General features: G+C 58.3%; 22 protein-coding genes. 7 read left to right on the forward strand and 15 right to left on the reverse strand.

The features are described 5' to 3' along the window. Nucleotides 1–195 precede the first annotated feature (195 nt). Nucleotides 196–1074: a LysR family transcriptional regulator gene (locus AC1RJ3_RS10250; protein WP_493078747.1), complete on the reverse strand. Its 879-nt coding sequence runs from the start codon at nt 1072–1074 to the stop codon at nt 196–198. Nucleotides 1075–1173: 99 nt separating this feature from the next. Here AC1RJ3_RS10250 and gstA point away from each other — a divergent pair, with 99 nt between their 5' ends. Beyond that, a complete protein-coding gene (gene gstA, locus AC1RJ3_RS10255; RefSeq protein WP_493078749.1) occupies nt 1174–1782 on the forward strand; it encodes a glutathione transferase GstA in 609 nt (202 codons plus the stop codon). A 134-nt stretch (nt 1783–1916) separates the two neighbouring features. Here the strand turns inward: gstA and AC1RJ3_RS10260 are convergent, their stop codons facing one another. The 4 genes from AC1RJ3_RS10260 to AC1RJ3_RS10275 all read right to left on the reverse strand — a co-directional run bounded on the left by AC1RJ3_RS10260 (nt 1917) and on the right by AC1RJ3_RS10275 (nt 5363). After that, nucleotides 1917–2930 (reverse strand): ABC transporter substrate-binding protein, encoded by a 1014-nt coding sequence (locus AC1RJ3_RS10260; RefSeq protein WP_493078751.1) that lies wholly within the window; start codon nt 2928–2930, stop codon nt 1917–1919. Further along, entirely contained in the window at nt 2927–3469 is a 543-nt protein-coding gene (locus AC1RJ3_RS10265; RefSeq protein ID WP_103314980.1) for a sigma-70 family RNA polymerase sigma factor, read from the reverse strand. The genes AC1RJ3_RS10260 and AC1RJ3_RS10265 overlap by 4 nt, the downstream gene beginning before the upstream one ends. A gap of 152 nt (nt 3470–3621) precedes the next feature. Further along, complete coding sequence (locus tag AC1RJ3_RS10270; RefSeq protein ID WP_493078753.1) at nt 3622–4413, reverse strand: phosphate/phosphite/phosphonate ABC transporter substrate-binding protein; 792 nt, start codon at nt 4411–4413, stop codon at nt 3622–3624. Between the two features lie 8 nt (nt 4414–4421). Beyond that, nucleotides 4422–5363: a fatty acid desaturase gene (locus AC1RJ3_RS10275; RefSeq protein ID WP_493078755.1), complete on the reverse strand. Its 942-nt coding sequence runs from the start codon at nt 5361–5363 to the stop codon at nt 4422–4424. Nucleotides 5364–5737: 374 nt separating this feature from the next. Between AC1RJ3_RS10275 and AC1RJ3_RS10280 the strand changes: the two genes are divergently transcribed. Next, nucleotides 5738–6154 carry a GNAT family N-acetyltransferase gene (locus AC1RJ3_RS10280; RefSeq protein WP_493078757.1) on the forward strand — a complete coding sequence of 139 codons (417 nt, stop codon included), beginning with the start codon at nt 5738–5740 and terminating at the stop codon, nt 6152–6154. A gap of 20 nt (nt 6155–6174) precedes the next feature. Here the strand turns inward: AC1RJ3_RS10280 and def are convergent, their stop codons facing one another. From def to AC1RJ3_RS10295, 3 genes are all read right to left on the reverse strand, one after another. Continuing rightward, nucleotides 6175–6714 (reverse strand): peptide deformylase, encoded by a 540-nt coding sequence (gene def / locus AC1RJ3_RS10285; RefSeq protein WP_054593668.1) that lies wholly within the window; start codon nt 6712–6714, stop codon nt 6175–6177. Nucleotides 6715–6716: 2 nt separating this feature from the next. Beyond that, nucleotides 6717–7661, reverse strand: coding sequence for a YihY/virulence factor BrkB family protein (locus tag AC1RJ3_RS10290; RefSeq protein ID WP_347927811.1), 945 nt, complete (start codon nt 7659–7661; stop codon nt 6717–6719). Between the two features lie 179 nt (nt 7662–7840). Continuing rightward, nucleotides 7841–8032 carry a CsbD family protein gene (locus AC1RJ3_RS10295; RefSeq protein WP_054593670.1) on the reverse strand — a complete coding sequence of 64 codons (192 nt, stop codon included), beginning with the start codon at nt 8030–8032 and terminating at the stop codon, nt 7841–7843. Nucleotides 8033–8229: 197 nt separating this feature from the next. On the opposite strand from AC1RJ3_RS10295, the gene AC1RJ3_RS10300 reads away from it, so the two are divergent. Next, nucleotides 8230–8607 carry a hypothetical protein gene (locus AC1RJ3_RS10300; RefSeq protein ID WP_054593671.1) on the forward strand — a complete coding sequence of 126 codons (378 nt, stop codon included), beginning with the start codon at nt 8230–8232 and terminating at the stop codon, nt 8605–8607. A gap of 227 nt (nt 8608–8834) precedes the next feature. On the opposite strand, the gene fadD1 is transcribed toward AC1RJ3_RS10300, so the two are convergent. Then, nucleotides 8835–10535: a long-chain-fatty-acid--CoA ligase FadD1 gene (gene fadD1 / locus AC1RJ3_RS10305; RefSeq protein ID WP_493078760.1), complete on the reverse strand. Its 1701-nt coding sequence runs from the start codon at nt 10533–10535 to the stop codon at nt 8835–8837. Between the two features lie 380 nt (nt 10536–10915). Further along, nucleotides 10916–12604: a long-chain-fatty-acid--CoA ligase FadD2 gene (gene fadD2 / locus AC1RJ3_RS10310; protein ID WP_493078762.1), complete on the reverse strand. Its 1689-nt coding sequence runs from the start codon at nt 12602–12604 to the stop codon at nt 10916–10918. 227 nt (nt 12605–12831) lie between these two features. Between fadD2 and AC1RJ3_RS10315 the strand changes: the two genes are divergently transcribed. Both AC1RJ3_RS10315 and AC1RJ3_RS10320 read left to right on the forward strand, forming a co-directional pair. Further along, the gene (locus AC1RJ3_RS10315) at nt 12832–13776 is read left to right on the forward strand and encodes an alpha/beta hydrolase (RefSeq protein WP_054593674.1); all 945 of its coding nucleotides are present in this window, start codon (nt 12832–12834) and stop codon (nt 13774–13776) included. 42 nt (nt 13777–13818) lie between these two features. After that, nucleotides 13819–14289, forward strand: a complete 471-nt coding sequence (locus AC1RJ3_RS10320) for a MaoC family dehydratase (protein ID WP_054593675.1) — start codon at nt 13819–13821, stop codon at nt 14287–14289. A gap of 67 nt (nt 14290–14356) precedes the next feature. Here AC1RJ3_RS10320 and AC1RJ3_RS10325 read toward each other — a convergent pair whose 3' ends face one another. Continuing rightward, nucleotides 14357–14824, reverse strand: coding sequence for a PA2169 family four-helix-bundle protein (locus AC1RJ3_RS10325; protein WP_493078765.1), 468 nt, complete (start codon nt 14822–14824; stop codon nt 14357–14359). A gap of 203 nt (nt 14825–15027) precedes the next feature. Between AC1RJ3_RS10325 and AC1RJ3_RS10330 the strand changes: the two genes are divergently transcribed. Together AC1RJ3_RS10330 and AC1RJ3_RS10335 are read left to right on the forward strand one after the other, a co-directional pair. Further along, a complete protein-coding gene (locus tag AC1RJ3_RS10330; RefSeq protein ID WP_019693207.1) occupies nt 15028–15264 on the forward strand; it encodes a DUF3820 family protein in 237 nt (78 codons plus the stop codon). Nucleotides 15265–15285: 21 nt separating this feature from the next. Further along, nucleotides 15286–16467, forward strand: a complete 1182-nt coding sequence (locus tag AC1RJ3_RS10335; protein WP_493078767.1) for an aminotransferase class V-fold PLP-dependent enzyme — start codon at nt 15286–15288, stop codon at nt 16465–16467. 24 nt (nt 16468–16491) lie between these two features. Here the strand turns inward: AC1RJ3_RS10335 and AC1RJ3_RS10340 are convergent, their stop codons facing one another. The 4 genes from AC1RJ3_RS10340 to zwf all read right to left on the reverse strand — a co-directional run bounded on the left by AC1RJ3_RS10340 (nt 16492) and on the right by zwf (nt 20435). Further along, nucleotides 16492–17217 (reverse strand): intradiol ring-cleavage dioxygenase, encoded by a 726-nt coding sequence (locus AC1RJ3_RS10340; protein ID WP_103314989.1) that lies wholly within the window; start codon nt 17215–17217, stop codon nt 16492–16494. Between the two features lie 365 nt (nt 17218–17582). After that, nucleotides 17583–18248: a bifunctional 4-hydroxy-2-oxoglutarate aldolase/2-dehydro-3-deoxy-phosphogluconate aldolase gene (locus tag AC1RJ3_RS10345; protein ID WP_024264889.1), complete on the reverse strand. Its 666-nt coding sequence runs from the start codon at nt 18246–18248 to the stop codon at nt 17583–17585. A 17-nt stretch (nt 18249–18265) separates the two neighbouring features. Further along, the gene (gene pgl / locus AC1RJ3_RS10350; protein ID WP_103314990.1) at nt 18266–18979 is read right to left on the reverse strand and encodes a 6-phosphogluconolactonase; all 714 of its coding nucleotides are present in this window, start codon (nt 18977–18979) and stop codon (nt 18266–18268) included. Beyond that, nucleotides 18966–20435 (reverse strand): glucose-6-phosphate dehydrogenase, encoded by a 1470-nt coding sequence (gene zwf, locus AC1RJ3_RS10355; protein WP_493078770.1) that lies wholly within the window; start codon nt 20433–20435, stop codon nt 18966–18968. Before zwf ends, pgl begins: the two co-directional genes overlap by 14 nt. Nucleotides 20436–20453: the final 18 nt, after the last annotated feature.

A 20453-nucleotide genomic window follows, 5' to 3' on the forward strand; every position in this document is an offset into this window, starting at 1 on the left:
GCAGTGCCTTAAGTGGCGCACTCTTATCGATCATTCAATTTACAGCCGGCCGCAAAACACTGACTCAAGCACAATCGGGCTGAGGCATCGAGACTTTCACGCTTTATAAATTGACCGGCATCAGTAGCTACGAGTGAGCATAGACAGCAACGCCACGGATGCAAGGCCATCAATAGGCCATCTTTTTATCGATGGTCAGAGCGCCGCAGGATGGAGCATCGCCAGCAGCGCCTGCACCGCCGCAGAGGGTTCCCTCAACGGTGTCGCGACCAACGCAAACTCTCGATGAACAGGCACCGCCAACGGCAGCACGCGCAACCCCTTGCGATTGGCTGGCAAGGTCATTTCCGGAACCAGTGTCACCCCGACGTTTTCCCGAACCAGCGCGAACGCACTGCCCCACTCTCGAACTTCAACCCGGACATCCAGCAGCGCAAGACCTGCATCCGCTGCCAGACTGCGGGCATTGACGCTGCATCCACCAGTGGCCAGCACGAATGGCTGCCCGACCAACGTCTCCAACCTCAATCCGTGCTCGTGGTTTCCTCGAGCCAATGGGTGCGCCATCGGCAGCACCGCAACCCAGGTATCTCGCCCCAACATTCCGGCATTGCGTTCAGGTGGAGGATTGAGCACCACGCCCAGATCAACCAGGCCAGCGCCGAGTAACGCTTCGACTTCGTTGTCGCTGACCTCCAGCGCCACCACCTGAATACCGGGATAAAGTTGCTTGAACTGGCGCAACAGCGGCGGCAGAAACGTTGCAAGCACCATCGGAAAACTGGCCAGGCGAATCGTGCCACGCTGAATATCCCGCGCCGCGTCGGCAGTAGCCCGGATGGTCTCAAGGGCCTGAAGCATCACCCGCGCCTGGTCGATCACGTGGACTCCGACCGCGGTCGGCAAGGTCTGACGGTTTTCCCGGACAAACAGTTGAATACCGAGCACGTCCTCAAGCAAGGCCAGCGCTTGACTGGCCCCCGACTGAGTCATGCCGACACACTCGGCAGCGCGAGTAATGTTGCCCGTGTCGGCGATAGCCACCAGCATCCGCCAATGCATCAGGTTCATCATGGCAGTAGCTATCCTTATGGCTGATGTCTGAAAGATTAATTTTACGACATGCGCGGGCGACTATGACACTGATCAAAATCCTCACCTGGAACCCTGATCATGAAGTTGTATTTTTCGCCTCAAGCCTGCTCCCTTGCACCGCACATTGTTCTGCGTGAACTGCAGTTGCCATTCGAGCTGGTCCGCGTCGACAACCGAACGAAGAAGACCGGCGACGGTGCCGACTTTCTTGCGATCAATCCGAAAGGTTATGTCGCGGCGCTGCAACTGGATAACGGCGATGTGCTGACCGAGGGACCGTCAATCCTGCAATACCTGGCGGATCTTCGCCCGCTTGCCGGCCTTGCACCGACATGCGGATCCTGGGAAAGAGTGCGTTTGCAGGAGGTCCTGAACTTCATTTCGAGTGAGATTCACGGCGGCCTGGGACTGCTGTTCAACGTGCAGTTTCCTGATCAGGTGAAAGCGCTCTTCAAGGAGAAACTGTTCAAGCGGTTTGCCGTGCTGACCCAGACACTGGAACAACAGGATTATCTGCTGGGCGAACGCTTCAGCATCGCTGATGCCTATCTGTTCAGCGTACTGCGGTGGACTTCCTTGTTTGATATCGACCTGAAGCAATGGCCGCCGCTGGAGCGTTTTCAGGTACGGATTGGCTCACGGCCTGCGGTAAGCGAGGCGCTGGCGGCGGAAGTGGCGCACGACTGAAGATTGATCGCTGGCAAGCCCTGCTCCTACGGTGATGTGATGTGCTCGAGATCAAGGGCTCATGCAAAACCTGTAGGAGCACGGCTTGCCGGCGATGGCGACTTCATGAGCGCCATCACCGGTGAATGCCACACCTACAGACTACTGCTGACTTTCGTCGCGACCTGCATCGGTACCCAGCCTTGCCACACCTGCGGTTGTTCACGCAGGAAGGCCTGTGCGACTTCACGCGGTTTTTGGCGTTTTTCGCTCATCTGGCCGAGGGTCTGGTTCAGCAGATCGATCGGTAAATCGACTTTCTCGAAGAACGCCACCAGGTCCGGGTATTGGGCCTTGAACGGTGCCGAGACGCCAATGGCCAGGTTGGCCGGCATCGAGCGCGTACCTTTGGGGTGTGGGTTGTTGGCGTCGGCCAGGGTTTTCCAGGCATCGGCATCGAAGGCCGGTTCGTCGAGCTTCACCAATTTGAAACGCCCCAACAGCGGTGTCGGCGACCAGTAGTAGAAAAGTACCGGCTTGCCGCGCCGAATCGATGAACTGACCTCGGCATCCATCGCCGCCCCCGAGCCGGTGCGGAAGTTGACGAAGCTCTCGTTCAACGCATAGGCCTTGAGCTTCTGGCTGTTGACGATCTCCGAGGTCCAGCCGGTCGGGCTGTTGAGAAAGCGCCCGCGAGTCGGGTCTTCCGGATCCCGGAACACGTCCTTGTAGCGCGCCAGATCGGCGACCGATTTCAGCTCCGGCGCCAGCGGTTTGATCCCGCGCTCGGGGTCGCCCTTAATCACATATTCCGGCACCCACCAACCTTCGGTAGCGCCTTTGACGGTATCGCCCAGGCCAAACACTTTGCCCTCGGCCTGAGCCTTGATCCAGGCTGGACTACGCCCCGCCCACTCCTCGCCGATGACCTGAATATCATCCTTGGCCAGCGCGGCTTCAAGGCTGACGGTGCTGCCCGGCAGCGTGTCAGTCGGGTAGCCATAACCTTTCTCGACGATCAAACGCAGGATCTCGGTGATCAGGCTGCCGCTTTCCCAGGTGATGTCGCCGAAGTGAATGGGTGCGACTTTTTCCGCCGCGGGGGCCTGTGTCGCCACAAGGCTGAAGACCAGCAGCGAACTGCCGAGCCAGGTTTTGATTGATCTCATGCGGACCTCAGGGTGGGGGGTGAGAACAATGGTTGATTGGCGCTGCGCTGGCAAAGCGTCTGACAGCGGGTCATGTAGACGCTGACCGAACGCTGGGAGATGCCCAGTTCGGCGGCGATTTGCGGGTAAGTCAGGCCCTCGAGCCGTGACAGCAGGAACGTCGCCCTGACCTTGCCCGGCAAGCGGTCAAGCGCCTGATCGAGAACACTCAAGGTCTGCAACTGCTGCGTCAGGTCTTCCGGCGACGGCCCTTGGCAGGGCTGAATGTGCCGCAACTGATCAAGGTGTTCACGCTCGCGGTCCCGTCGGTGCCAGAGACGATAAATCACCCGCTGAGCAAGAGTGGTCAGCAAGGCACGAGGCTGTTGGATCGACGTCAGGTTCGGCGAGTCGAGGAGCTGCGCAAAGGCCTCGGCGGCGACATCTTCGGCGCTGATGCCAGCATCGAGGTAGCCGCGCAAGCGATTGCACAACCAAACATAATGACAGCGGAACAATCCGCCGACGTATTCGCTGTGAGAAAGGTCGGTGCCGGACATGGAGGCTCCAATCGATAGGGTTGCGCTGGATGTCCGGTGGTCCGGTGCAGCGATCCTAGCAAGGAGCCTTATTCTTTAATAATACTTAAAAACTATTTTTATATATTTTTTAGAAATAAATAAATCACATCGTCCACCAATCGCGTCAATCCTCAACGCAGTCGTCCATACCCCAGCTCTTCGGCTTCCTGCCGGTAATCCAGGAGGATCCGATAGTCGCTTTCAGTAGCCGGCAACACCTCGTGGAGCCCCAGGACTTCAACCACATCAGGCAGTTCATTCAACGCCTGGTTCATCACCTCGCGAAGGTGCCCGATTTGCCCGTCCGTCAGGCTGGCGACCCCGATATACGGCAAGGTTGGGCTGAACGCACTGCGCGCCACCACCCGCAGACCTTCGACCTCCTGCGGCGCATGGCGTGCCAGATAGGCGAAGGTCACGCTGTCGATGGACGCCAGATCCGCGCGCCCGTCACGCAGCCAGCGCAGGCTTTCCCGGTGACTGCCGCTGACCGAGACGCTGGAAAAAAACTGACCATTGCGTTGCAACGCAGCGATGCGGTGACGCAACAGATTCATCCCGCTGTTGGAGTCCTCGCCATTGATCACCGCTCGGCACTCCAGCAGCGCCGGCAAGGTTCGGCGCGGGTCGTCGGCCCGGGTCAGCAGCAGGCTGCAATGGTTGCCAGCGCTGCTGTCCGGTAGCTCATAACGCGGCCGACCGATCACCCGCACCTGCCCGCGCAGTGTCGTCATCAGCGGATAGCCACAGGTCTGCGTGAGCAGTAATTGCGGGGCCAGCCAAAGCTCCATCAACGACAGGCCTTCAGCGTTCAAACGGGTCGCGCCGAGCCGCTCGACGATACGCGCCAGCCAGTGTTCATTGGCCTGACGTATCGGCTCGGGGGCGACGTACATCAGTAATTCTGCAAAACCTGAAATCATGCCGCTTCTCAACTGAAGGGATGCTGCGGACTGTCGACGGGACTGAGCCCGTGCCGACGCAACAGCTCACCATAGCCGCGCACCAGAAACCCGCCACTGCGCACCTGCCATTGTTCACGTCGCGCGCGATAAACCTGTGGCAAATAGAACCACGGCAAACCCGGCAGATCGTGATGCACCAGGTGCAGGTTCAGGTTCAGGAACAACCAGCGCCAAGGCCAGGCAGCCTCGTTGAGCACGGTGCGTTTTTGCGATTCGCGGTGCGGACGATGTTCATAGTAGGAACGGATCGCCCCGACCGACAACGCCGGCACGCTGATCAAGAACAGGTAATGCCAGACGGGAACAGCACTGTAACCCGCGATGAAGGTCAGCATCAGCACGGTCAACGCGCCGTGGGTCAGCCACATCAACCAGGCCTGGCGATCTCCGTGGCGCAAGCGCTGGAATTCTTCCTTGGCCAGCGCCAGTAACGCCAATGGCGCACCGACGGCGAAGCGCCCCAACACGGTTTTGTTCAGCCAGTGCAGGCTGCGCTCGAACACTGAACTGCCCTGCCACTGCTGCGCGCTCACATAGCGACTTTCCGGATCGCGGCCGGGTAACGTCAGGTCCTCGTCGCGGTGATGCAAAAGGTGGCTGTCGCGGTACAGGGTGTACGGGTACCAGACGGCAAATGGCGCGTAACCGAGGAGTTTGTTCAGCGAGGTAAAGCGCGTCGGATGCCCATGCAACAGTTCATGCTGGACCGACATCCACAGCACCACGATCGGTATCAGCAGCAGCGTGCTCAACCACAGTCCCAGCCAGGCGCTGGCCAGCAGTACGCCAAACCAGGACGCGTAGACGCCGATCAACAACAGCCAGGTCGGCCATTCGCTGCGACCGGCAAACGTTCGGCGCAGGGTTTCAATTTCTTCACGCAGGTTTTGATCAAGGTAATAGGACATGGCTCGGCTCAGAACAGGACAAGCCAACAGACAAATGTCGGCCTTATCCCCTTCTGTGCAACGACACGGGGAAATCTTGCAGCTCAATGGCTGATTTACCTGGAAGTGAACACTTGAGAATGAACGCGGAGCCCGATTGCCGGGCTCCGTCAAAGCGGGCTCAGTGCCCGAACACACCGACCTTTTTGGCCTTCTTGTCAGCGCGTTTTTCAACGGCTGTCTTGGTCGGTTTCTTTTTCGCCGCTTTCTTCGAATCCATGCCTTTGCTCATGATGCACGCTCCACCAACTGGGAATATGAGATCAGGTATACACCTATCTCGCAGCGTTGGTTCTTTTATAATAGGCGCATTTTTCGCAGTGACCCTCTCGCACATGCCCAACACCCAGTACACCCAGCTTGCCGAGCCACTGTGGCCTTTGCTGAACAAGTTTTACCGCAGTCACCAGTCATCGATGAAAGCCGTTCGCGACGCTCAACTGTGGGTAGGCAAGCGCGACGAGATCATCGCCGGACTCTGTTTGCGGCCGATGGCGGAGGGGTTTTGGCTGACGGGGTTATTTGTCGACCCGGCCCTTCGGGGACAAGGTATTGCGGGGGCGTTGATGGCCCAGGCGCTGGTGCAGATCAAGGCGCCGGTGTGGCTGTTCTGCCACCCGGACTTGCGCAGTTTTTATGAGTGCAATGGCTTCACTGCGGCCCCGTTGTTGCCCTATGCACTGGCCGAGCGCCTGGCTCGCTATAAACGCAACAAGCCGATGATCGCCATGGGCCTGGAGCCGGGCAGGTAAACAGCGATCTTTTAGCGCCTTTAGTCATCAGCCGTCGGGTCGAGATCCGGGAACATCACCTCGGTAAACCCGAACTTGCGAAAGTCGGTGATCCGCGACGGGTACAACCGGCCGATCAGGTGATCGCATTCGTGCTGCACCACTCGGGCGTGAAACCCCGAGGCGATTCGCACAACCGGCTCGCCCTTGGGATCGAAGCCTTCATAACGAATGTGCTGATAACGCTCAACCGCCCCCCGCAGCCCCGGCACTGACAGGCAACCTTCGAAGCCCTCTTCCAGCGTCGGATCAAGCGGCGTAATCAACGGGTTGATCAAGATCGTCTGCGGTACGGCGTCAGCGTCCGGGTAACGTTCACTGTGCTCGAAGCCGAAGATCACCAGTTGCAGGTCGACGCCGATCTGCGGGGCAGCCAGGCCAACGCCACCGACACTTTCCATGGTCTGGAACATGTCATCGATCAACTGCCACAGTTCCGGGCTGTCGAACATTTCGGCCGGTACCGGCGGAGCGATACGCAGCAGGCGCTCATCGCCCATTTTCAGAATTTCACGGATCATCGTCAGGCTTCGTCAGTGGTTGGGTTGAGCGAGTGGTCCCGGCCCAGTCCCGAAACATGGTGTTTTTCGTCGTGTTCGCCGAAGTCCTTGGCACCAGGATGCTTGCCTTCGCTCGACATGTGATCGATCACCGCATTCATTTCCGCGCCGAGCAACAGCACCGCGGCGGAAATATAGAAGTACAGCAACAGCACGATGATCGCGCCGATACTGCCATACATGGCATTGTAGTTGGCGAAGGTCTTGACGTAATAACCAAAACCCAGCGAAGCGATGATCCACACCACCACCGCCAGCACCGAGCCCGGCGTGATAAAGCGGAACTTCTGCTTCACATCAGGCATCACGTAATAAATCAACGCAACCGCAACCATCAGCAAAATGACGATCACCGGCCAGCGCAGTATCGTCCACAGCGTGACGATGAACTCTTCCATGCCGATCTGTGACGCAATCCATTCCATCACCTGCGGGCCGAGCACCATCAAGGCGGCAGCGACCAGCAGCATGCCGGCGATACCCACGGTGTAGAAGACCGACAGCGGAAAGCGCTTCCAGATCGGCCGGCCTTCGACCACATCGTAGGCTGCGTTCATCGCGCTCATCATCAGCCGCACACCCGCCGAGGCGGTCCACAGGGCGATGACGATACCCACCGAGAGCAATCCACCCTTGGATTGCTGGAGCTGGTCGATCACCGGGTTCACTTGTTCCAGCGCTTGCGGCGGCAATACCAGCTCTGTCTGAAGGCGCAGCCAGGAAAAGAAATCCGGCAGGTGCAGGAAACCGATCAGGGCAATCAGGAACAGAATGAAGGGAAACAGCGAGAACAGCATCTGATAGGCCAGCGCCGAGGCATACGTCGACATCTCGTCATTAATAAACTCGGTGACGGTGCGCATCATCACGCGGTGCAAGGGCAAGCCTTTCAACTCGGGGAACATCATAGCGTCTCCTTTCGCCGCAAAAAGGTTGAAGTCGGGGGCGACTCAGGGGGCCGTTTTCTACATCAAAGTAACCTACTTGGCGACTTTGGAACAATTTCGGGGGGGATTCATAACAATAAGCCACAGAAAAACGGCCATCCTCGGATGGCCGTCACACTGCACTAAAACAGGTTATCGGGTCAGATTTTATCGATGGTTTTCTTAATCGCGTCTTTAGCCTTGCCGAGCGCTTGCTGGGCTTCGCCTTTCTTCTCCTGAAGCTTGCCTTCGGCTCGCAACTTGGGATTGTCGGTGGCTTTACCCACACCTTGCTTGACGTTGCCGACCGCTTCGTTGGCCAGGCCTTTAACTTTATCGCCAGTGCTGCTCATGGTATTTCTCCTGTGAACACTCAAAGGTCAGTGACTACGTAGAGGTTGACCTGAGGACGTTGCACAGAGTTTCATTTATTTACACCCGGTCATTTCATCAGCACATGCAGGTTGGGCTTTATGTTTGCGGGCTTTGCCCCGAGAATGCGCAACGTATTCAGGCCGTGGCGCTGAAGATCCAATCCCGTAGGAACGTTATGAAACTCGATAAAAAGCAGGCCATTGCCCGCAGAAACCAGGAACTCGGCGGTGCAGTGCTTGGCGTCAACAACTGCCATTTCACCGAATTGAACCGCAACCGCAATATCTGGTGGTTTGATATCCCGGTTGCGCGCCTGGCCATTGGTCAGTACGAATGGGTTCACCTGCTGATGTACACGCCGGCCACCGACGAACTGCTGCACCTGAAAGTGCCGACGGTGTTCCTGCGCGAGAAGCTCGAAGGCCTGGTGGTGCGCAATGAAGGCAAGCGCAAGGCGGCCCTGAGCCTGGAACTGAGCGCTGACAAGGACTCGTACCTTCAGGACATGCGCCCGGCCGGTACCAACGTCAACTTCGCGCAGTTCCGCCTCTAACAGCAAAAGATCTGAAGAAACAAAAAGCCCCGCAAATGCGGCAATGCTGTTCACTTAAGGAAGTCTGGAGGCCTAAGAAGTATCTGTGGCGAGGGAGCTTGCTCCCGCTGGACTGCGTAGCAGGCCCAATTCAGGGTCGCTTCGCGCCCCAACGGGGGCAAGCCCCCTCGCCACAAGAAACGATCCAGGTATCTGAAAAAAAGCCCCGCATCTGCGGGGCTTTTGTTTTAGGCGCTGACCTTCTTCAAGCCGAGTTTCTTCAGCTCTTCGTCGCGCAGTTCGCGACGCAGGATCTTGCCGACGTTGGTGGTCGGCAGCGCATCGCGGAACTCGATGGCTCTCGGCACTTTGTAGCCCGTGACGTTGGCACGCATGTGCGTCATCACCTGCTCTTTGGTCAGGGTTACCCCCGGTTTGGCGACAATGAAAATCTTGATCGCCTCGCCCGACTTCTCGTCCGGTACACCAATGGCTGCGCATTGCAGTACGCCCGGCAAGGTGGCCAGTACGTCTTCGAGCTCGTTCGGATAGACGTTGAAACCGGAGACCAGAATCATGTCTTTCTTGCGATCGACAATGCGCATGTAGCCGTCTGGCTGGATCAGCGCGATGTCACCGGTCTTCAACCAGCCTTCGCTGTCGAGGATTTCATCGGTGGCTTCCTGGCGCTGCCAGTAGCCTTTCATCACTTGCGGACCTTTCACGCACAGTTCGCCGATTTCGCCCAACGGCTGTTCAACGCCGGCGTCATCGATGACTTTGCACAGGGTCGACGGAACCGGAATACCGATCGTGCCTATCTGAATGTTCTGGTTTGGATTGACGGTGGCCACCGGGCTGGTTTCGGTCATGCCGTAACCTTCGCAGATGGCGCAACCGGTGACGGCTTTCCAACGCTCGGCAGCGGCCAGTTGCAGGGCCATGCCACCGGACAGGGTGATTTTCAGGCCTGAAAAATCCAGCTTGCGGAACGCTTCGTTGTTACACAGCGCCACGAACAAGGTGTTCAGGCCGACGAAACCGCTGAACTTCCACTTCGACAGTTCCTTGACCATCGCCGGCAGGTCGCGCGGGTTGCTGATCAGGATGTTGTGGTTGCCAATCAGCATCATCGCCATGCAATGAAAGGTGAAGGCATAGATGTGGTACAGCGGCAGCGGCGTGATGAGGATTTCGCAACCTTCATTCAGGTTGGAACCCATCAGCGCCCGGCACTGCATCATGTTCGCCACCAGGTTGCGGTGGGTCAGCATTGCACCCTTGGCCACGCCGGTGGTGCCGCCGGTGTATTGCAGCACGGCAACGTCGCTGCTGGCCGGGTTGGCTTCGGTTACGGGCTGGCCATGGCCTTTGCTCAACACGTCATTGAACTTGACGGCCTTGGGCAAGTGATAGGCCGGAACCATCTTCTTCACGTACTTGATGACGCTGTTGATCAGCAAGCGCTTGAGCGGTGGCAGCAGGTCGGCCACTTCGGTGACGATGACGTGCTTGACGCCTGTCTTGGGCACCACGGCCTCGGCCAGGTGCGCCATGTTCGCCAGGCACACCAGCGCTTTGGCGCCGGAGTCGTTGAATTGGTGTTCCATTTCCCGCGCGGTGTACAGCGGGTTGGTGTTGACCACGATCAAGCCAGCGCGGATGGCACCGAATACGGCGATCGGGTATTGCAACAGGTTTGGCAGTTGTACGGCAATTCGATCGCCCGGCTGCAAATCGGTATGCTGTTGCAGGTAAGCGGCAAAAGCACCGGACATTTCGTACAGCTCACCGTAGGTGAGTGTCTTGCCGAGGTTACTAAAGGCCGGTTTGTTGGCGAAGCGTTGGCAGGATTGCTTTAACACTGCCTGAATATTCGGATACTCGTCTGGATTGATCTCGGCAGCAATTCCAGCTGGGTACTTATCCTTCCAAAAGTCTTCGATCATGGAAGCCCACTCCTCAGCAACGCGAATTCTTCACCGCATTTTGCGATTATTATTGGTGTCTTTTTGTTGGTGAATCTGGCCTTTACCTAGGCCGAGAAGTCACAAAGCGCGCCGAGAGTAGCAGCTTTGCCAAGGCCCTACTAGAGCCAAAAGAAGCCCCTACAGTCACTTTAATGACTCAAGACCTGTAAATGGTCTGTTTTAGAGCAAAAAATCTATACTCCCTTGAAACGCCCTGAAATTGGCGTTTACCCCCGCTGAAAAGCATCGCGGGCAAGCCTTGTTCCTACGGATTTGTGTCGTGCCACAATTGGCTGATCGACACTAAACCTGTAGGAGCAAAGCTTGCCCGCGATCGCACGAAGCGCGGCCTCTAACGATTACGCGATATCGCGCAGCTCCCGTCGCAGGATCTTGCCCACTGGCGTCATCGGCAGCGACTCGCGCAGCACGATGTGCTTGGGCACCTTGTAGGCGGTGAAGTTTTCCTTGCAGTAGGCCTTCAGCTCTTCAAGGCTGATCCCCGCTTCACGCGCTACCACGAAGAGCTTCACCGCTTCCCCGGAACGTTCGTCCGGCACACCGATCACCGCGCAGTTGGCGACTTTCGGGTGCGCCATGACCACATCCTCGATTTCGTTCGGGTAAACGTTGAAACCCGAAACGATGATCATGTCTTTCTTGCGATCGACAATCCGTACGAATCCGTCCGGGTCGATCACCGCGATGTCGCCGGACTTGAACCATCCGTTGGCATCCAGCACTTCGGCAGTGGCTTCGGGTTTCTGCCAGTAGCCTTTCATGATTTGCGGGCCCTTGATGCACAGCTCGCCGCGCTCGCCCAGGGGCTGTTCGACACCGTCATCATTGATGACTTTCAACGTGGTACCCGGCACCGGCAGGCCGACCGTGCCAATACGCGACTTGTCGCCATACGGATTGGTGCAGGCCACTGGCGAGGTTTCGGTCAAGCCGTAGCCTTCGGTGATCCGGCAACCGGTTATCTGCTCCCAGCGTTCGGCGGTGGCCTTGACCAGTGCGGTGCCGCCGGAGTTGGTGAGTTTGAGGCTCGAGAAGTCCAGGGTCTTGAAGTCCGGATGATCCATCAACGCGACGAACAGCGTGTTGAGCCCCAGCAGCGCCGAGAACCGCCAGTTTTTCAGTTCTTTGATGAAACCGGCGATGTCCCGTGGATTGGTGATCAACACGTTGTGGTTGCCGGTCACCATCATGCACATGCAGTTCGCCGTGAAGGCATAGATGTGGTACAGCGGCAGCGGCGCGATCATCACTTCCTGACCTTCACGCAACAGCGGTTTGCCATCGCTGCCGAACTGGCCAAGACAGGCGCGGGCCTGCTGCATGTTGGCGACCAGATTGCCGTGGGTCAGCATCGCCCCCTTGGCCAGCCCGGTAGTGCCGCCGGTGTATTGCAGCACGGCGACATCATCGAGGCTGACGTTCAGCGGCTTGATGCTTTGACCTCGGCCCAGGCGCAGCGCGCTCTTGAAGGAAATCGCCTGCGGCAGGTCGTAGGTCGGGACCATCTTCTTGACCTTGTCGACCACGGTGTTGATCAGCCAGCCCTTGGCGGTCGGCATCAGGTCGCCCATCTTCGCTTCGATCAGGTACTGAATCTCGGTGTCGGGCAGTACTTCCTGGACCTTCTGCCCGAACATGTTCAGGTACACCAGTGCCCGGGCACCGGAGTCCTTGAACTGGTGACGCATCTCACGCGCGGTGTACAGCGGGTTGGTGTTGACCACAATCAGCCCGGCTCGCAACGCGCCGAACACGGCAATCGGGTAATGCAGGACATTGGGCATCTGCACCGCGATACGATCACCGGGCAACAGGTCGGTCTGTGTTTGCAGGTAGCCAGCGAACGCCGCGCTGTAGCGCTCAAGCTCGGCATAGGTGAGCGTCACACCCATGTTGCTGAACGCCGGACGGTCAGCGAATTTCTTGCAGGAACGCTCGAACACCTCGATCACCGACTTGTAGGCACCCGGTTCGATATCATTGGGTACGCCGGCCGGGCGTTTGTCATTCCAGAAATCAGGTTGCATTGTACTTGTCCTCTTTACCTGAGCGAATCCGGGCCGCTCTCTGTGACGCTGAAAAGCGGGGCTTCTGGGACACTAGCAGCTATGGTGATTCAGGCAAATATACGCACCAGCTTCATTGACAGTGTGAATCTTGCTGCTGAGGGACACCCACATCGCACGTCCTGCGGTTGATGAGCTATACAATGCAACGACGCCGCACCTAAACAAAACCGTGCAAAGGAATCGCCATGATCCACGACACTTTCTGGTTGACCGCGAGCGATCACAGTCGACTTTTCGTCAACCAGTGGTTGCCTGAAGGCCCGCTGAAGGCGGTGATTCTGCTGTCCCACGGTATGGCTGAACACAGCGGTCGTTATGCGCGGCTGGCGCAGGTTTTATGTGCCGAGGGTTACGGCGTCTATGCGCTGGACCAGCGCGGTCATGGCAAAACCGCCGAATACGGCCTGCTCGGGCATTTCGCCGATCAGGACGGCTGGTGCAAAGTGGTCGGTGATCTGGCCAGCCTCAATCAGCACATCGGTCAGCACCATCCGGGCGTACCGATCGTACTGCTCGGTCACAGCATGGGCAGCTACATCGCCCAGGCGTACTTGCTGCACCACAGCGCCAGCCTGCACGCTGCCGTGCTCAGTGGCTCGAACTTCCAGCCCGTCGCGCTTTACCGAGTAGCGCGCCTGATTGCGCGTTTCGAACGCTGGCGCCAGGGGCCTACCGGTCGCAGTGCACTGATCGAGTGGTTGTCGTTCGGTTCATTCAACAAGCCCTTCAAGCCTCATCGCACTCGGTTCGACTGGCTCAGCCGCGACCCGGACGAAGTCGACAAGTACGTCCACGACCCGCTCTGCGGCTACCGTTGTACCAATCAGCTGTGGATCGACCTGCTCGGCGGCTTGCAGCAAATCAGCAAAGCGTCCAATCTCGCGGAGATCGATCCGGGCCTGCCGTTGCTGGTGATCGGTGGTGAATGTGATCCAGTGAGCGAAGGCAAACGTCTCAAGGCTCTGGCCGACGCACTGCGCGGCGCCGGCAACCAGTGCATGCAGCTGAATATCTACCCGCAAGCCCGGCACGAACTGTTCAACGAGAGCAACCGCGATGAAGTGACCGCGGACCTGCTCAAATGGCTGGCTGAGGCATTGAGCCATCGCCGGCCACCCCGAACCGAATAATGTTTGGTTATTACACTTAACTCGTCACAGGATTCAAGACACATGACCCAGGTTACCAATACCCCGTACGAAGCCCTCGAAGTCGGCCAGACCGCCAGCTACAGCAAGACCGTCGAGGAGCGTGACATTCAGCTGTTCGCAGCGATGTCCGGAGACCACAACCCGGTGCACCTGGACCCCGAATTTGCGGCAGCGAGCATGTTCAAGGAGCGCATCGCCCACGGCATGTTCAGCGGTGCGCTGATCAGCGCCGCCGTCGCCTGCGAGCTGCCTGGGCCGGGGACTATCTATATCGGTCAGCAAATGAGCTTTCAGAAGCCGGTAAAAATCGGCGACACCCTGACCGTACGCCTGGAAATCCTCGAAAAACTGCCGAAGTTCCGCGTGCGCATCGCCACTCGGGTATTCAACCAGCGCGATGAACTGGTCGTCGACGGCGAGGCCGAAATCCTCGCACCGCGCAAGCAACAGACCGTGACCTTGCCGACACTGCCCGCGATCAGCATTGGCTGATCCTCATATATGATCGCTCCCACGCTCGCGTGGGAACGATCCTCTGATCCAGGCGTTTTTAACCGACTTACGACCGGGCACGAGCCTGATAACACAAGGCTTTGACCTGATCGTGGTTGCGTTGCGCCCCGTGATACTGACGTTCGACCAGATCACGAATCCCCAGCAGATTGTCTTCGTTGATCTTCTCGAGCGCTGCTTTGTAAGCCTTCAGGGCATGGTCCTCGCCACGCTTGGCTTCGTTGAGCACCACTTCTTCGCTCTTTCCAGTGACCAATGATTTGACGCCGACCCAACGACGATGCCTATCACCGCCGACATGGGTTCTGGTCTCGGGATCGCCACCCATCGAACGCACGGTATGTTGAAGTTCGGCAGCGGCGCTGGCGCACTCGGCAGCGCGTTTGACAAACAGCGCCTTCAGTTCAGGATGCTTGATGTCCTGGGCACAGGTCTTGAAACCCTCCTGACCGTCCTTGCTGATCTCGATCAGGTCGTTCAGGACTGAAATCACTTCTCTATTGATGTCAGTCATTCTTCAATTCCTCGCAGACCAAGAGGGATACCTAAAACACTGCATCTCGTGTGCCAGCCCTCGATTTGAAGTTTTTACGATAAATTTCAATACATTAACTTTTAAGCAAACATCTGCACCCGAGTTATTTGCATGATCTGTCAATTGGCCTGCATGCAGAATGCCTGTATTTTCCAGATTGTTTGAATCAAGACGAGCGATCGATGAATCCCGAAAAGCTTGAACTGCTGGTCACCCGCGAAATGCCCTTTGGCAAATACAAGGGGCGCATCATTGCCGACCTGCCCGGCCAATACCTGAACTGGTTCGCCCGCGAGGGTTTCCCCCACGGTGAACTGGGTGGCTTGCTGGCCCTGATGCAGGAAATCGATCACAACGGCCTGTCCGACTTGCTCGACCCGCTACGCGCCAAACATGGCAAACCCAAACCACGCCACTGAACCACGGAACGAGTCGCCCCCATGCCCGAAAACACCCGCCGTGCCCTTGATGAAGCTTTTTGGCAAACGTTCGCCGACCGCTACGAAGTCCAGCCAGGTCCGATCAATCTGGAGAATGGTTACTTCGGCCGCATGTCGCGTACCGTGGTCGAGGAGTACCAACGCAACATCGAGCTCATCAACCGCAGCAACTCGGTGCATGTGCGCCAGCGTTTCGAAAAACTCGAAAGCCTGAAAATACGCGGGCAACTGGCCGAGCTCTTGCAGGTGCCCGCCGAAGCGGTAGCCCTGACACGCAACGCCTCGGACGCACTGCAATCGCTGATTCGCAACTACAACGGCTTGCAACCGGGCGATCAGGTGCTGTTGTGCGACCTGGAATACGACACGGTCAAAAGTGCGATGCGCTGGCTAGCTCGCTATCGCGGTGTCGAAGTGATCGAGATCGAGCATGCTCATCCCGCCAGCTTCGAGACGTTGGTGGCGACCTACCGCGAGGCGTTCGTGCGTTATCCGCGGCTCAAGCTGATGGCGCTGACCCACGTCACCCATCGCACCGGCCTGGTGATGCCGGTCAAGGCGATTGCCGCTGCGGCCAAAGAGCACGGGATCGACGTGATCCTCGACGGCGCCCACGCGCTCGGCCAGATTGAATTCAACCTTGATGACCTGGGCATCTCTTTTGCCGGCTACAACCTGCACAAATGGATCGGCGCACCGTTGACCCTGGGGTTCATCTACATCGCACCACAACGTCTGGCCGATATCGATCCAGACATGGACGAGTTTCACTTCCCGCCCACCGACATCCGCTCGCGCACGCCTTACAGCACGCCAAACATTCCGGCGTTACTGACCTTGCCACTGGTGTTCGAAGAACATCGCTCCATCGGTGGCGCAGCCTCCAAGGGTGCACGGCTTAACTACCTGCGCAATCTGTGGGTCGAGGCTGTTCGCGATGTGCAGGGCATTGAAGTCATGACCCCGGATGATCCGCGCCTGTATTGCGGCATCACCTCGATGCGCTTCACCCGACATGCCGACCAGCAAGCGATGGTCGAGCGCCTGCTCAATGACTACAACCTGTTCACCGTGACCCGCAGCGGTTCGGCGTGCGGCAGCTGTATTCGCATTACACCGGGCCTGACCAACACCTCACAGGAAATGCAGCTGCTGGCTCAGGCCCTGATCAAGCTGAGTTGAGGTGATGAACACCGAGGCTGGTGTTCACACGGTATAGATGTCGAAGTCTTCGGGTTTGATCTGCGCAGACATCGCACGCTTGTCGATCCCGATGGTCAACTGCCCGAAATAACCGTCTTCCCAGGAATCGCGGGCAATGGTGTGGATTTTCAGGATCGAGTCTTCCCCATGCATTTGGGTAAAAAGCTCATCCTGATCGTTGCGCAACGGTGAGACGCCTCGCCCGGTATAGTCTTTGGCGCTCAGTACCGAACGCGATGTCACCTCGGGAAGGTACAGTTGACCGACCCAGGCAACATGCCGCGCCTCCAGGTGATTGCTGCCGGTTACGATTCGAACGGCAACGTGGATGTGCACGCTGCGCCCCGCATAAAACCCCGGATAAATCGTGGTAAACCTGACGGCGCCTTTGCGATCGGTGAATTGCCCACCGCGCAAATAAGTGTCGTCATCGGTACGTGGAACCGAGCCGATATCGCCGACATCGACCTCTTTATCCGGATTGATCTTGCTCCAGCCTGAATAGGCCCCTCGCGCATTGCATTGCCAGATATCCACCAGGGCATCCGTCACCGGTTCGCAGGTGCTGACGTCGACAAGGCTCAGTTTGAGCAGCAAGGGAATGCCACTGGCGCCTTCACTGATGTTCCTTCGGATCAACCTGGGGTTCCTGAAGTACGGGCCGGCAATCTGCTCGGGAGCCAATAAACAGACCGGCCCGGTTGCCTTGGTTGTTGCGTGTTCTTCCATGAGTCGCTTCCTCCATAAGTTGCTCGAAGGATAAACAGATCTGCGGGGTGGGTTGCGGTAACTATGTATGCCGCTATAGGCGTTCCAACTCCCCGTAGCAGCTGTCGAGCCCGCGAGGCAGCGTTAGAGGCGGACCGCGTTCGGGCGAAGTCCTCGCAAATCCTGCGAATGCGGTTTGCCTGGAAGAATCCGCTGCCTGATTTTACGACTGCTGCGCAGCCGAACGCAGCCTCGCAGGCTCGACAGCTGCTACAGGGCCGCCGCTTTTCCACAGGCAAAAAAAAACGGCGCACTGACCAAGTGCGCCGTAAAGCCGTAGAACACAACTACAACGATTCTGCGTAAAAAACAGCCGGTAAAACCAATCAGTCCAGCAGAGCCAGCGCCTCGGCGGTGCACTCCTGGATACGTGCCCAGTCGCCGTTCTTGATCCACTCCGGATCAAGCATCCAGCTACCGCCGACGCACATCACGTTTTTCAGTGCCATGTAACTCTTGATATTGGCCGGGCCAACACCGCCAGTCGGGCAGAAACGTACTTCGCCGAACGGGCCGCCAAGGGCCTTGATCGCTGCCACGCCACCGCTGACTTCCGCCGGGAACAGCTTGAAGCGGCGATAGCCCAGGGCGTAGCCCTCCATGATCCCGGAGGCGTTGCTGATGCCTGGCAACAGCGGAATCGGGCTGGCAACGCTGGCTTCCAGCAGGTCGCGGGTAATACCCGGAGTAACGATGAACTGCGAACCGGCAGCTTCAGCGGCAGCCAGCATGTTGCGATCGAGCACGGTGCCGGCACCGGTGACCAGCTCTGGACGCTGCTCACGCAATACCTGGATGGCCTTGAGGCCGAACTGCGAACGCAGGGTGACTTCCAGGGCCGTCAATCCACCTGCGGCAAGGGCATCGGCCAGTGGCAGAATGTCTTGTTCGCGGGCAATGGTGATCACCGGCAGAATCCGCGCCTTGACGCAGAGACTGTCGATCAGGGCAACTTTGTCCGCCATGGAAACGGTCGGTTGAGTGTTTGTCATAGCGGCTGATCCTTGGTTCATGGGCACCAGTAAATCTCTAACGTGGGTTGCAGAAACGCGCGAATCGGCATTGCGGCGACATCGTCACCGGCCAGTGCGGCACTCAGGGTGGTCAACTTGGACTGACCGGAAATCGATAGCACAGTGAACTTTGCCGAGGCCAGCAGCGCACGACTCATGGTCAGGCGCTGATGCGGCACGGTCGGCGCCAGCATCGGCCAGCATCGGCGCGTGCCGTCGGCTCGCAAGGCTTCGACCAGGTTCGGGCTGTTGGGGAACAGCGAGGCCGTGTGGCCGTCGTCACCCATCCCCAACACCAGCACGTCGATTGCCGGCAACTCGGCGAGCAAGCGATCGGCCTGCTCGGCAGCCTGTTCAAGGTTGGCAGTGGCGCTGTAGAGGCTGAGGAACTTCGCCTTGGCTGCCGGGCCTTGCAACAGGTAGCGCTTGAGCAGACCGGCATTGCTGTCGGCGTGCTCTACCGGTACCCAGCGCTCGTCGGCCAGGGTCACCACGACCTTGGACCAGTCCAGCGTCTGCTTGGCCAGATGCTGGAAAAATGCCACCGGGCTGCGTCCGCCGGAGACCACCAGCGTCGCGGCGCCTCGGGCATCGATAGCGTCGCTGAGTTGCTTGGCCACCTTCAGTGCCAGGCCTTCGGCCAGCAACACCGGGCTGCGAAACTCATGAGCGCTGACGCCCTGAGGCAGTTTGAATTCAGATATCGCCATACCACGACCTCCCGTCCCGCGTGATCAGTGCAATGGAACTCATCGGTCCCCAGGAGCCCGCCGCATACGGCTTGGGCGCATCACCGGACTTCTTCCACCCGGCAATCAGCTGGTCACACCACTTCCACGCGGCTTCGATTTCATCTTTACGGACAAACAGGTTCTGATTGCCGCGCATCACTTCCAGCAACAACCGTTCGTAGGCATCGGGAATCCGCGCGCTGCGATAGGTATCGGAAAAATTCAGCTGCAACGGACCGCTGCGCAGCTGCATGCCCTTGTCCAGGCCCTGTTCTTTGGTCATCACGCGCAAGGAAATACCTTCGTCCGGTTGCAGGCGGATGATCAGCTTGTTGCTGATCTGCAAGCGCTGCTCGGGAGCGAAGATGTAGTGCGACGGTTCCTTGAAGTGGATGACGATCTGCGACAGTTTCTGCGGCATGCGTTTACCGGTACGCAGGTAAAACGGCACGCCCGCCCAACGCCAGTTGCGGATGTCGGCACGCAGGGCGACGAAGGTTTCGGTGTCGCTCTGGGTGTTGGAGTTTTCTTCCTCCAGGTAACCCGGTACCGACTTGCCTTCGCTGTGACCGGCTATGTACTGGCCGCGCACCACCTGGGTGGTCAGGCCTTCCGGACTGATCGGCGCCAGCGCCTTGAGCACTTTGACTTTCTCGTCACGGATGCTGTCGGCCGAAAGATCCGCTGGCGGGTCCATGGCGATCAGGCACAGCAACTGCAGCAGGTGGTTCTGAATCATGTCGCGCAGTTGGCCAGCCTTGTCGAAGTAGCCCCAACGGCCCTCGATCCCGACTTTCTCGGCGACGGTGATTTCCACGTGGGAAATGTAGTTCTGGTTCCACTGGGTTTCGAACAGGCTGTTGGCGAAACGCAGGGCGATCAGGTTCTGGACCGTCTCTTTGCCCAGGTAGTGGTCGATACGGTAAGTGCGGTTTTCCGGGAAGTACCGCGCCACTGCGTCGTTGACCTTGCGCGACGACTCGAGGTCCGAACCGATTGGCTTTTCCAGCACCACACGGGTGTTTTCGGCCAGGCCGACCTTCGCCAGGTTCTCGCAAATCGCGCCGTACACCGCAGCGGGCGTCGCGAAGTAGGCAATCATCCGCTGCGCCGAACCGGCCAGCTCGGCCAAGGCGACGTAGTCGTCAGGCTGGAGGAAGTCGACATGCAGGTACGTCAGGCGTGCCAGGAAGCGCTCGACCACCGTTTCGTCGAGTTCCTTGGCATCAACGTAATGGCGCAGTTCACGGGCAATAAATGCCAGATGCTCTTGCTCGCTGCCTGGTTCACGGGCCAGCGCGATAATGCGCGTGTCCTCGTGCAGCAGGCCAGCGCCATCCAGTTGGTACAAAGCAGGAAACAGCTTGCGAAGGGCCAGATCGCCCAAGGCGCCGAACAAGGCAAAGGTGCACGGTTCAACCGTAATCGAAGGCATGATGTTTGTTCTTTTATC

The organism is Pseudomonas sp. GW822-FHT04C11 (assembly GCF_058800905.1).